Below are 11822 nucleotides of genomic sequence, written 5' to 3' on the forward strand. Positions count from 1 at the left end.
ACTGGTGCTGGGTTCACTCTCGATGTCTTGAGCGACCGTGTCAACCAGTCTCGGGACAACCCTGATCAGGGCAACGGGACCGTCTTGCCATTCACGGTCAGGAGTCCGTCTCCCAGGCGCCATGCCGAGCGAAGCTGTCCGGCATCGCGCGTGATCCAGCCGTCAGCGACCCAGGCCGCGATGGGCGCTCGGATCGCCGCGCGTCCATCCGAGCCGGTCTCCGGTTGCCGTCCCCCATCCAGCAGAAAGTCTTCCGGGAGTTCGAGTTCACCCTGCCCTCGTAACTGCGAGAGCCAAGCGAGCGGGCGCCAGCCCGGCCAAGGGCTCGGGGCGACCGCATCGTCAAGGCCCAGGTCCAGACGCCCACTGATCAGACCCTGCGGCGTCTCGGCATGAACCGGAGCCAATTCGAGACGCAGACCCTCACGCGTCCATCGCGGAATCATGGCCGCCAGCATCCCCAGTGCCATCTGGCCCCGAAGCTCTGGCGCTACACCGCTCGCGCGCAGCACGGCAAGTTCCTGAAACCACTGCGCGAGCGCCGCGGCGTCCAGTCGTTCGAGCGCGAGCCCAAGCGTGGCCTGGCTCAGCGAGTGGTCCGGGGTCACGATCCGCTCGCTCTCGAGCCGCAGCCGCAGGGTCACGAGATCCGTTGGTGCCGTTGGCTCCGCCCACTGCCGCAGCTCCAACCTGGTCCCCTCCAGCGCGAGCGCGGGTGACTCGGGCGGGCCCTCGCCGAAGCGCCCCCGCGCCAGCGCGAGCCGGGCCGTGCGCTCGGGGTGCCCCTGATCCCCGCGCACCTGCTCCACGTCGAATCGGATGTCACTCAGATGAACCACCTCGTCCCATTCAAGGGGTTCGGCCCGTTCGACTCCTTCGGCACGCGCCACCGCCGAGCCAAGCAGGCGCAGCGCCGGGATCTGGAAGCCGGCGAGGATGCGCGAGCCTTCAAAGCTCCCGTGCAGCGTCCCGGTACTTGGACTCACCGCTAGGCCCCAGGAGTCATCGGTCGCGATCGTCTCGAAGGCTGGCGCCGCAAGCTCGACCCTGATGGAGCGATCGGCCATGAGATCACTCGTCAACATCAGCGGCGGGACCTCGATGGGGAGTCCAGCCAGTTTCAATTCAGAGTGAAGACGTGCGAAACGGGGGGGGAAAGAGGGCGGGAGCCAAGCCAGCGGACCCTGCTCGAGCACCGTGTCGAGACGCATGAGCAGAGGCCCTCGTTCCATCACCCCTTCGAGCTCCATCGCCAACTCCAGGGTCGCGCGGGAGGAGAACCAGCCGGCCTCATAACGGTTCTCGATGACCCCCGGGTCAGGCAAGGCCGCGATGAGGTCACGACTCAGGGCGTGATACCCCCCATGCGCCAGCAATCCCAGCACGGGGGGGACCAAGGCGACGATCAGGATCCCGGCAAGCGCGACCGCGCCGAGGATGCGTCTCATCCGCCCCCGGAACCTTGCTGTCGGACCGCGCGGGGTGATGTCATGGCTGGATCCGGCGTACTCTCAGTCGCCGGCAACAGGCGATGCAGGTCGAAACGGCTGAAGGCAGCGCGCACGGAGGCCTCGATGCCCGCGGCATCCAGGCCGCATTCCGCCAGTTGCTGAGCGTGTTCGGCGTGCTCAATATAGCGGTCTGGCAGCCCCAGATGCACGCACGGCGTGGTCAGCCCCTGTTCAGCCAACCACTCGGCCACGCTGCTGCCGGCGCCCCCGGCGATGGCATTTTCTTCCACCGTGACCAGCAGATCGTGGCTGGTCGCGAGCGCTTCGATGAGCGCGCCATCGAGTGGCTTCACGAAGCGCAGATTTGCCACCGTGGCATCCAAGGCCGCGGCCGCCTGCAGCGCCGGGGTCACCATACTGCCGAAGGCAAGAATCGCGATGTTCGCGCCCTGGCGACACACGACCCCACGACCGAGCTCGAGCGCATCGGCCATCGGATCGATCGCAACGCCCGGACCAGTGCCGCGTGGATAGCGCACGATCGCCGGGCCTGGATACTCATAAGCGGTGCGCAGCATGGCACGACATTCGTTCTCGTCCGCGGGCGCCATGATGATGAGTTTCGGCAGCGGGCGACTGAAGCTCAAATCGAAACTTCCCGCATGGGTCGCCCCGTCCGCACCCACCAATCCGCCGCGATCGACCGCGAAGGTGACATCGAGATCTTGCAGGCAGACATCGTGGATGAGTTGATCGTAGGCACGTTGCAAGAAGCTCGAATAGATGGCAACCACCGGCTTCAGGCCGTCACAGGCCATGCCCGCCGCCAGTGTGACGGCATGCTGTTCGGCGATCCCGACGTCGAAGAAACGATCCGGAAACCGTTTCGCGAACTGCGTCAACCCCGAGCCCTCGCACATCGCCGGCGTGATGCCGACGAGCCGCGCATCACGTTCGGCCGTGTCGCACAGCCAACCGCCAAAGATCTGGGTGTAGGTCGGGCCTTTCGACGCCCCCTTGCGCAACTCACCGGTGCGGCGATCGAACGGCGTCACCCCGTGATAGGTCACGGGCTGTCCTTCAGCCGGTTCATAGCCGTGGCCTTTCTGCGTCACCACGTGCAAAAAGCGCTGCCCCGGCATCTCTTTGATGTTGCGAAGCGTCTTGACCACGGCATGGACATCGTGACCATCGATTGGGCCGATGTAATTGAATCCGAGTTCCTCGAAGAGGGTACTGGGCATCAGCATGCCCTTCATATGTTCTTCCCAACGTCCAACCAGATGGCGGAGCTGGGGCATCCCCCGCAGCGCGGTCTTACTGCCCTCTCGCATCGTGGTATAGAACTTTCCTGATAAGAGGCGCGCGAGATGATTGGTGATGGCCCCGACGGGGGGGGAGATGGACATCTCATTGTCGTTGAGGATCACCACCAAATCGATGTCCATCGATCCGGCATGATTGAGTGCCTCGAAAGCCATGCCCGCGCTGAGGGCGCCGTCGCCAATGATGGCGACCACATCGCGCCGTTCGCCGAGTCGCTGAGCGGCGAGCGCCATTCCGAGCGCGGCGCTGATCGAGGTGCTCGAATGGCCAACGCCGAAACAGTCGTAATCGCTCTCAGAGCGTTTGGGAAAGCCGGACAGGCCACCCTGTTGTCGCAAGGTTCGCATCCGATCGCGACGCCCGGTCAAGATCTTGTGTGGATAGGCTTGGTGCCCGACATCCCAGACCAACCGATCGAACGGGGTTTCGAAGACATAGTGCAAGCCAATCGTGAGTTCGACCACACCCAACCCCGCGGCGAGGTGTCCCCCTGTTTCGGCAACGGTGTCCACCAGAAATCCGCGCAACTCATTCGCCACCGCTGACAACAGATGCTCGGGCAGGGCACGCAGATCGGCCGGGGAGTCGATTGAGGCCAACAGCGGGTAACGATGCAGGGTGAGACCTGAGTCAATGACGGGCTGGTCGGGCATGATGGGGTCTTCGCAGCTGGATGGGACGGTCGGCTAGTTTAGACGAATCCACACGTCACTGCGCAAGACAACAACCCGCCAACAACTCGGGTCATCCGCGGATTCTGCACCACAATCGGGTGGCGCAGGGCTGCCGGCGCCCGCCGGAATGATCAGAATCGGCGACCAGACGGCAGCGGGCAGGGACGCGGGCCATTCCAAGGCCGTGCCCCATGACCGGCCTCAAGCCGCGGTCATGCGCCGCTCGAACAGGGCGAGGAGACCGGCCACCGCCACAGCGAAGAGCAGGAGCATCCCCCCGAAGATCGGGTTGATCAACAGCTCGGGCGCGATCAACATCAGGCACCCGAGCCCCAGCATCATGAGGCCCGATACCAGTTTCAAGACCCGGCCTTGACGTTCCGAGAGCTTGCGCGCACCCAGCACAAGGCTGAAGAGCAGAACGATCACCAGGAGCGGCGTCACATAGATCAGGTTGTACAAGGCCAGATAGCCATAGTAGGTTGCGGACGGCAGCTCCTGAAGGGTCAGGGTCCGCGTATAGATCATCGGAAAGCCGGCGGTGCAGAGCAACTCGTAGCTGTTAGCGGCCAACGCCAGGACCATCGTCCCGACCAAGAGCGCCCCGAATCGATCAGCCGACAGGAGGCCGCGCATGCGTGTGAACAGCCCAGGCTTGGCCTGTTCCGGAATCACCAGGCTCGGCCCCCGGCCGAACAGAAAATAGTCCTTGACATTCAAGGCACCAATCAGGAGTGCCACGATCCCCGCCGCCGTCGTGACCACGCCCGCGCCGCCGATGAGCAAAAACAGATTCAACCAGGCGGCCATGAAGACAAAATAGACCAATCCCGAGAAGAGCACGAAGATCCCGCCGACGAGCAGCATCCGTGCCCGACTGCGGGTATGCACCATCAGGCTCAGAAGGAAAAACAAGACGAAGAAGGCGCACGGATTGAAGGCATCAAGCCCAGCGATCACCAGCGTGAACAGCGGCAAGGACAGGTTTGCGCCCTCGAGTGAACCCAAGAACGGGAGCAGGACGGCCGGCTCTTCATCCACGGGGGCGTCCCAGGTCTCCGCGCTCGCCGCCTCCCGACAGGCGTGGGCGAGACGCAACAGACGTGCCCCGACCCCTTGGGCGTCATCGAAACCGGTGACCATGCGGCCACAGACGAAGAAGGCTGGAACGGAGCGCGCATCCTCCCCCAGCGCCGCGGCCAAGGCGACGTAGCGCTCGACGTGCGCACGCTCGGCACTCAGATCGAAGGAGTGAACCTCGATCCAGGGTGCGGATGTGGGAAGTGTCGCGAGGAATTGCAGCGCATCCAGGCAATGCGGGCAGGTCCTGGTCCAGAAGACCAGGAGTCGGACCTGCGTCACGCCGTCGGCGTCGCGCGTCACCCAATCGGCCGGTTCAAAAACCGCCGTGCCAACCGCGTCGCTCGAGAGGGCTTGGCTTGCGGGGACCAGGAGCCCAACGATCACGGTCAGCAACCGAATCCAAGATGTGATTGACATCACCACTCCTGTCGCCGAATGCCCCGCCGAGGGTCGAATGACGATGGCGCAACCCCAACTCAGTGTGGCAAGCCGCGAACGACGCGGATGATCTGCCGCGCCTCACCACACCCGCTCACTCGAATGTCGTCGAGAATCCGCACATGATCCATCCCGCGGCTCGCGCATGCCGCCCAACAACCGAGGTCAACCCATGCAAATTCTATTCTTTGCGAAACTCTACCTGCTGACCATCCCCGTGTTCTTCGTCGTCGACCTGCTCTGGCTCGGCGTCGTGGCGAAACACTTCTATCGCGACCACCTCGCACACCTGCTCAGCCCGGATGTCAACTGGACGGCGGCCGTCAGTTTCTACCTGATCTATATCGCTGGCATTCTCTATTTCGCGGTCGCGCCAGCACTGGCGCGGGAATCCCTCGGCCTAGCCTTGCTCAATGGCGCTCTGTTCGGCTTCTTCACCTACATCACCTACGAACTCACCAATATGGCGACACTGCCGAAGTGGCCACTGAAGGTCGTGCTGGTCGATACCCTGTGGGGCGTCGTCCTCTGCGCGAGCGTGGCCGCCGGCAGCTACCTCCTGGGCCGGTGGTTGCTCGGCGCCTGACCCGGTCAACAGGGCGCACGGAGCCCACCCAAACCCGGCGGGATATCAGCAGGATGCCGCAACGCCCGCTGGACTAAGGCACGCGAATGGCGTGGAACATCCGCCCGTCGCCACGCTGCACCAGCACCGCGACCGACTTGCCCGAAGGGATCTCATCAAGGATCTGGTTGAATGAGGCAAGGTCAGTCACCGGGCGATGATCGAATCTGATGATCAGATCGCCCGCACGCAGCCCGGCGAGGTCCGCAGGCCCGGTCTCGACGCCTTCGACGAGCACCCCGCCGGACGGCACATTCAGCTCCTCGCGTTGTTCGGGCGTCACGTCCCGCAAGAAGAGACCAAGCGGATTGGCAACGGCGCGCTGCGGTTCGCGCTCGGTCGTGGCAAGTTGTTCCTCATCGGGGAGTTCACCGATCTCCACCGTCAACTCTTGCAACTCGCCGTTGCGCAAGACCTGCAAGGTAACGGTCTCGCCGACCGGGGTCAGACCCACCATTGGTGGCAGTGCGCTCGAGGTGGGGACATCGCGCTCGTTGAAGCTCAGGATGATGTCACCCGCTTCGACCTTCGCGGCCTCGGCGGGACTCCCTGGCAGGATCTGCGCGACCAAGGCACCGCGCGGCTGCATCATGCCGAAGCTTTCGGCCAGTTCGCGCGTCACGTCCTGGATCAGGACACCCAGCCAACCGCGACTGACCCGCCCGGTCGTCTGCAACTGGCTGGCGACATTCATGGCCACATCGATCGGGATCGCAAAAGAGAGACCCATGAAGCCGCCGGTCCGGCTGTAGATCTGGCTGTTGATGCCAACCACCTCGCCGTCGAGGTTGAAGAGCGGGCCGCCGGAATTGCCCGGATTGATGGCGACATCAGTCTGGATAAAGGGAATATAGTTCTCGCTGGGGAGGCTGCGTCCCTTCGCGCTGACGATCCCAGCGGTCGCGGAGGATTCAAAGCCGAATGGTGAACCAATGGCCAGGACCCACTCCCCCACCTTGAGTTCCTTCGAGGAACCGATCTTGACCGCGGGGAGACCCTCGGCATCCATCTTGATCAAGGCAATGTCACTGCGTTTGTCGGTGCCCACGAGGGTCGCGAGGAACTCTCGGCGATCGCTTGTGCGCACGATGATCTCCTCCGCGCCCTCCACGACATGGGCATTGGTCAGGATGAATCCGTCGGACGAGACGATGAAACCGGACCCGAGCGAACGCGACTGGAAATCGTCTTCTGGGAAATCCCCCTCCTCGCCGAAGAAGTGGCGGAAGAAATCCTGCAGCGGGCTGTCCTCGGGAAGATCCGGAACCGTGTAATCAGGCAGACGCGGAGCCGTCACCGGGGCCTGCTTGGTGCTGATATTGACCACGGATGGACTGTTCTCGGCCACGAGATCGACGAAATCAGGCAACATGCGGCTAGCCGCAAGGCCAGGCACGAGTGCTGTGCACAGCAGGACCGGGAGAACGGACGACAGGATGCGTGTGGGAGGCATGGAGGCTCCGGGATCAGGAGGATTCGGTCAGAACGATGGCAGCGCGGACAAGCTCGCCGGATACCTTAGTGGAGGCGCTGGAGAATGACGACCTGGTGCTCCGGGCGCTTGCTCGACCCCGCACTGTAGCCGCGCAGCCAGAGTAATGCTAGAAGGAAACCGATGAGTCCACCGATCACGCTTGGCAGGTCGGCCATTGAACCATCCAGGGAACGGTTCAGCAGCAGTCCGTTCATCCAGGTCCCCACCAGAGCACCCAGCACGAGTCCGAGGATCGGGACGAGGTAGACGGCCAATGCCGCGGAGAGCAGACCTGCTTCCGAAATGCCGACCAAGACCCGTTCGCCGACCCCTGCTCGCACCTCATTCAGCGCCCTGAGTTGGGTCACGCGGCGTCCGAACAGGCGCTCGATCAAGGAGGTACCGCAAGCGCCGTTCGCGACACAGCCGCCGCAGGCCGAGCGGCGTTGCGTTCGCACTTCGGCGAACTCCCCGTCGAGCGCAATGATGATGCCCTGCTCCTCGATCATCTTGAACTCATTGCGTCAATCCGATGCCGCTCGCACGAGTCGCACCCCGGACACAGCCGACTCGACGGTCGCCGACGGCACCTCACCGACCGCCGTCACTTGGTAGCCGTCGACTTGGCGCCCGGCGGCGTGCACCGCACCGATGTGCGTCAAGCCCGTCAAGCCATCACGCGTATCGGGCTCGATGTAGATCGAGTAGGCCGACAACCGATCGGTGAAGAGAAAGTGCTCGACAGGCTCACCGGACGGGTGATCCATGATGCTTTGTCGAACAAGCTGGAAGCCCGTGGGACGGTCTTCGAAACGCCACCGTCCTTGGGTCTCGGTGGCTGGGGCCCCGCGCAGTCCGTCCTCTTCGGGAATGGGGATGGCCTGCGCGGCAGGATCGACCACGATCGAGGTGAACATCAACTGTTCGAGTGACTGGCCATCCTGATCGATGAGATCGGACTTCAGTGGGAGAAACCACTCGCGGTCGATGAAGAAGCGATACCCATAACGCAACCGATCGCGTGGAATGATCCCAACGACCTCAGCCTCGCGACCGGCGACCCGCGCGACCCCCTGCAACTCGATGCGATAATGGTCGAGGATGAGCGCGGGTGAGATGCCATCGGTATTGAGCAGCCCGGTGGCCGCGGTCGGACGCTTGACCGAGAGCGGCTTCCCGTCGGGCAACTCGCATTGCACCTGATCCTGTTCGCGGGTCACCGCCCGCATGGGGCCGTTCAAAGCCATTAAGCGTTCACGAACCTGGCCCGCCTCGATCCGATGCACCAAGTGCAGCGACTCGAGCTGGTTGTCGTGCGAGTAGACCAGAACCCCCTCGTAGTTGAGCGTACGCAGTGCCTCGGACATCCGTTCGAGCAAGTCGCTCGCATACGCGGTCACCGGATCGGCCGCGACGCCCGCGGCGCCTGATAACAATCCAATCAGGACCACTTGCGCAGCGGTCTGGCGCCAGCTAGCGACGCACTTCATAGCCGACGAAATTCGCATATGGTAGTAAGCCCTTCGCCCCCGTCGACGGGGCTGCCTCCTGGTGGTTGACGAGGAAGAAGTCGAGTTTATCGCTCAACTCCGGGCGGTCCAGATCCCAGCGTTGGTGTGGCGGCATGCCGATGAGGTGCTGAGCCGTTAAGCTCGCGGTTGGGTTGGCAACCGGCGGCAAGGTCGACGAACTGCTGAAGAGCGTGGGCACGACGAAAACCGCGAAGACGGCTGCGGCAGCGGCCAGCGCGATCCCCGCCACGGGCCTGACGGGTACGCGCTGGCCCGGATTCAGGGCACGTAGGGTGCGTGAGGCACCGGGGGCCAGCTGCGTGGGCTCGTCCCGGACCCGCTCGCGCACACGCACCGCGATTTCGCGGTGCGCGTCGACAACGGGCTCGCCCCGAATCGCCAGACCGATCAAATGATAGCGCTCCCAAGCCGCGCGCCATTCCTGGCGCTGCTCGAGTGCATCGACGACGCGGGTCGCGTCGGCGGAATTGAGTTCGCCATCCTGGAACTCGGAGAGATGTTGACGTAGCCCGTCGCTCATTGCTGCATGTCCGCACTGAAGTGAAGTCGAATGACGATCGTAGCGGCCCACTGCGGGGTGCACGATCGCGGGATGGTCTCCCGCGCGTTGGTCAGGCCCCCGTCTGAGCCGACCTCGCTCTCGGATGGGCCCGCTCTGAACCCGACCTGCTCTCGGCTTTTTGACGGCCGATCCCCCTCAAGGTTCGAGCAAGGGTCGTAAGCGTTTATCGATCGCCTCACGCGCGCGAAAAATCCGTGAGCGTACCGTGCCGATTGGACACTCCATGGCCGTTGCAATCTCCTCGTAGCTCATGCCTTCGAGTTCGCGCAATACGATCGCGGTGCGCAGGTCGTCTGGGAGGTCATCGAGCGCACCCTGCACCGTCTGGGCAATCTCATCGGTCAGCGCATGCCGCTCGGGGGTTCCGGCCTCGCGCAGCCGCGTGCCCATGTCCATTTGCTCGGCGATCTCGGCTTCCACATCGTCTCCAGGCGGGCGGCGGCCCTGCGCGACGAGATGGTTCTTGACTGTATTGACCGCAATGCGATACAGCCAGGTGTAAAAGGCGCTCTCGCCGCGAAATCCTGGCAAGGCGCGATAGGCCTTGAGAAACGCATCCTGACTGACATCCATGACTTCGCTCGGATCACGAATGTAGCGCGAGATGAGATTAGCCACCTTTTGCTGATACTTGATCACGAGGAGGTCGAATGCACGCTTGTCGCCTTTCTGCGCCCGCGCGACAAGTTCCTGATCGGCTGTACGTTCAGACATGGACGCGAGCCTCGGCGCCGCCGATCAGCGTTTCCGTTGGCATGGACAATTCCCCGATTCGGAAGTTCGTGAGCCCTTTCAGGTGCGGCCGAGACACCACAAATAAAGCAACAAACCTTGATCCCGGCCATGAAATCGGTGAGTTTACGGTGAAACGATCCGGATGGCTTCATCTCGACACGCGCGATGGCGAAACCGGGATCGCTCAGCCTAACCCTGTCATCGATCGCATGCCATCGAACAGGCCTTCTCCACAGATGCGAGCGCCCGATCATGTCCGCAACAGATGACCAATATGATGTCCTGATTCTCGGCAGTGGCGCGGCTGGTCTCAGTCTCGCGTTACGCCTGCCCGAGGCCCTGTCCGTCGCGGTCGTCTCCAAGCGCGAACTCACCGAGGGCAGCACACTCTACGCCCAGGGCGGCATCTCGGCGGTCCTCGACGCCACCGACTCGATCGAGTCGCACGTTCAGGATACTCTCGCAGCAGGCGCCGGGCTCTGTGATCGGGGCGTGGTCCAGCAGATCGTCGAACGTGGCCCGGACAATATCCGCTGGCTGCTCGACCAAGGGGTTGAGTTCACGCGCGATGCCGCCAGCGCGACCACGGGCGGCTACCATCTCACCCGCGAGGGCGGACACACCCACCGGCGCGTGATCCACGCCGCGGACGCCACCGGACAGGCCGTTGCCACCACGCTCGAGTCACAGGTCCGCGGCAAAGCAAACGTGACCCTGCACGAGCAACACATCGCTGTCGACCTCATCACCTCAAAGCATAGTACCGACAAGACGCGCGACGCGCGACGCGATCACCGCTGTCTGGGCGCCTACATCCTGGATCTGCGCACGGGTCAGGTGGCCGTTTACCTCGCCCGTTTCGTGGTCTTGGCCACGGGCGGCGCCAACAAGGTCTATCTTTATACCAGTAATCCCGACGTCTCGACCGGTGATGGCATCGCGATGGCTTGGCGCTCAGGGTGCCGCGTCGCGAACATGGAGTTCATGCAATTCCATCCAACCTGCCTCTATCACCCGCAGGCCCGCTCCTTTCTCATCACCGAGGCCCTGCGGGGCGAGGGAGCTCGACTCCTGCTGCCCGACGGTGAACGCTTCATGCCGCGCTTCGATCCACGGGCCGAGCTGGCACCGCGCGACATCGTGGCCCGTGCCATCGACCACGAGATGAAACGGCTCGGGACCACCTGCGTCTATTTAGACATCTCACATCGCCCGGCGGACTTCGTCATCGCACACTTCCCCACCATCCACCGCCGCTGCCTCGAGCTCGGCATCGACATCACGCGCGATCCCATCCCGGTCGTGCCAGCTGCTCACTATACCTGCGGCGGCGTCATGGTCGATGGGCATGCACGCACCGACCTCCCAGGTCTCTACGCGAGCGGAGAGACGGCCTACACCGGCCTGCACGGAGCCAATCGGATGGCGAGCAACTCCCTGCTGGAATGCCTGGTCTATTCCGAACTGGCGGCGCTGGACATCGCGCGCGAGGCCCGCACAACACCACCGCCCCCGGACGTGCAACCCTGGGACGAGAGCCGCGTCACCGAACCGGACGAGGAGGTCGTGGTCACCCACAACTGGGATGAATTGCGCCGCTTCATGTGGGATTACGTGGGAATCGTCCGCACCAATAAACGTCTGCGCCGCGCCAAGCGCCGCGCCGATCTGCTACAACAGGAGGTGATCGAATACTACAGCCGTGTCAGGGTCAGCAACGACCTGATCGAATTGCGCAACCTGCTCGAAGTCGCCGACCTCATCATCCAATCGGCATTGCGTCGGCGTGAGAGCCGCGGCCTTCACTATACGCTCGATTTTCCAGACAAGGACCCGAGTCAATGCGCACCGACCATCCTGATCCCAGACAGCTACCGGCCTCGCCCCGGGGCTTGAACAAGGTGGCGAACCGAGAGCAATCG

The 11822-nt window shown here is 63.5% G+C and carries 10 protein-coding genes; 2 read left to right on the forward strand and 8 right to left on the reverse strand.

Annotated features, from left to right (window positions below; all coding sequences use genetic code 11):
* Positions 1–65: 65 nt before the first annotated feature.
* The 3 genes from CKO25_RS05810 to CKO25_RS05820 all read right to left on the reverse strand — a co-directional run bounded on the left by CKO25_RS05810 (position 66) and on the right by CKO25_RS05820 (position 4951).
* A complete protein-coding gene (locus tag CKO25_RS05810) occupies positions 66–1448 on the reverse strand; it encodes a DUF945 family protein (protein WP_200386975.1) in 1383 nt (460 codons plus the stop codon).
* Positions 1445–3430 (reverse strand): 1-deoxy-D-xylulose-5-phosphate synthase, encoded by a 1986-nt coding sequence (gene dxs, locus CKO25_RS05815; protein ID WP_200386976.1) that lies wholly within the window; start codon positions 3428–3430, stop codon positions 1445–1447. The genes CKO25_RS05810 and dxs overlap by 4 nt, the downstream gene beginning before the upstream one ends.
* Before the next feature lie 222 nt (positions 3431–3652).
* Positions 3653–4951, reverse strand: a complete 1299-nt coding sequence (locus CKO25_RS05820; RefSeq protein ID WP_207162026.1) for a glutaredoxin family protein — start codon at positions 4949–4951, stop codon at positions 3653–3655.
* 193 nt (positions 4952–5144) lie between these two features.
* Here CKO25_RS05820 and CKO25_RS05825 point away from each other — a divergent pair, with 193 nt between their 5' ends.
* The gene (locus CKO25_RS05825; RefSeq protein ID WP_200386978.1) at positions 5145–5558 is read left to right on the forward strand and encodes a DUF2177 family protein; all 414 of its coding nucleotides are present in this window, start codon (positions 5145–5147) and stop codon (positions 5556–5558) included.
* 73 nt (positions 5559–5631) lie between these two features.
* Here the strand turns inward: CKO25_RS05825 and CKO25_RS05830 are convergent, their stop codons facing one another.
* The 5 genes from CKO25_RS05830 to rpoE form a co-directional block, all read right to left on the reverse strand.
* Positions 5632–7050, reverse strand: a complete 1419-nt coding sequence (locus CKO25_RS05830; protein WP_200386979.1) for a DegQ family serine endoprotease — start codon at positions 7048–7050, stop codon at positions 5632–5634.
* Between the two features lie 65 nt (positions 7051–7115).
* The gene (locus tag CKO25_RS05835) at positions 7116–7580 is read right to left on the reverse strand and encodes a SoxR reducing system RseC family protein (protein ID WP_200386980.1); all 465 of its coding nucleotides are present in this window, start codon (positions 7578–7580) and stop codon (positions 7116–7118) included.
* A 15-nt stretch (positions 7581–7595) separates the two neighbouring features.
* Complete coding sequence (locus tag CKO25_RS05840) at positions 7596–8561, reverse strand: MucB/RseB C-terminal domain-containing protein (protein ID WP_242467444.1); 966 nt, start codon at positions 8559–8561, stop codon at positions 7596–7598.
* Complete coding sequence (locus tag CKO25_RS05845; protein ID WP_200386982.1) at positions 8545–9123, reverse strand: sigma-E factor negative regulatory protein; 579 nt, start codon at positions 9121–9123, stop codon at positions 8545–8547. The genes CKO25_RS05840 and CKO25_RS05845 overlap by 17 nt, the downstream gene beginning before the upstream one ends.
* Before the next feature lie 177 nt (positions 9124–9300).
* Complete coding sequence (gene rpoE / locus CKO25_RS05850) at positions 9301–9879, reverse strand: RNA polymerase sigma factor RpoE (protein WP_200386983.1); 579 nt, start codon at positions 9877–9879, stop codon at positions 9301–9303.
* A 273-nt stretch (positions 9880–10152) separates the two neighbouring features.
* Here rpoE and nadB point away from each other — a divergent pair, with 273 nt between their 5' ends.
* Positions 10153–11796 carry an L-aspartate oxidase gene (gene nadB, locus CKO25_RS05855; protein WP_200386984.1) on the forward strand — a complete coding sequence of 548 codons (1644 nt, stop codon included), beginning with the start codon at positions 10153–10155 and terminating at the stop codon, positions 11794–11796.
* The last annotated feature ends 26 nt before the right edge of the window (positions 11797–11822 follow it).

It is taken from the genome of Thiocapsa imhoffii (genome assembly GCF_016583985.1).
In the GTDB taxonomy this organism is placed as follows: domain Bacteria; phylum Pseudomonadota; class Gammaproteobacteria; order Chromatiales; family Chromatiaceae; genus Thiocapsa; species Thiocapsa imhoffii.

Excerpts from the sequence above, each read along its gene's own strand:
- rpoE (WP_200386983.1), bottom strand. The coding sequence starts at position 9,879 with ATGTCTGAACGTACAGCCGATCAGGAACTTGTCGCGCGGGCGCAGAAA.
- dxs (WP_200386976.1), bottom strand. The coding sequence starts at position 3,430 with ATGCCCGACCAGCCCGTCATTGACTCAGGTCTCACCCTGCATCGTTAC.
- CKO25_RS05830 (WP_200386979.1), bottom strand. The coding sequence starts at position 7,050 with ATGCCTCCCACACGCATCCTGTCGTCCGTTCTCCCGGTCCTGCTGTGC.
- CKO25_RS05840 (WP_242467444.1), bottom strand. The coding sequence starts at position 8,561 with ATGAAGTGCGTCGCTAGCTGGCGCCAGACCGCTGCGCAAGTGGTCCTG.
- nadB (WP_200386984.1), top strand. The coding sequence starts at position 10,153 with ATGTCCGCAACAGATGACCAATATGATGTCCTGATTCTCGGCAGTGGC.
- CKO25_RS05835 (WP_200386980.1), bottom strand. The coding sequence starts at position 7,580 with ATGATCGAGGAGCAGGGCATCATCATTGCGCTCGACGGGGAGTTCGCC.
- CKO25_RS05810 (WP_200386975.1), bottom strand. The coding sequence starts at position 1,448 with ATGAGACGCATCCTCGGCGCGGTCGCGCTTGCCGGGATCCTGATCGTC.
- CKO25_RS05845 (WP_200386982.1), bottom strand. The coding sequence starts at position 9,123 with ATGAGCGACGGGCTACGTCAACATCTCTCCGAGTTCCAGGATGGCGAA.
- CKO25_RS05825 (WP_200386978.1), top strand. The coding sequence starts at position 5,145 with ATGCAAATTCTATTCTTTGCGAAACTCTACCTGCTGACCATCCCCGTG.
- CKO25_RS05820 (WP_207162026.1), bottom strand. The coding sequence starts at position 4,951 with ATGTCAATCACATCTTGGATTCGGTTGCTGACCGTGATCGTTGGGCTC.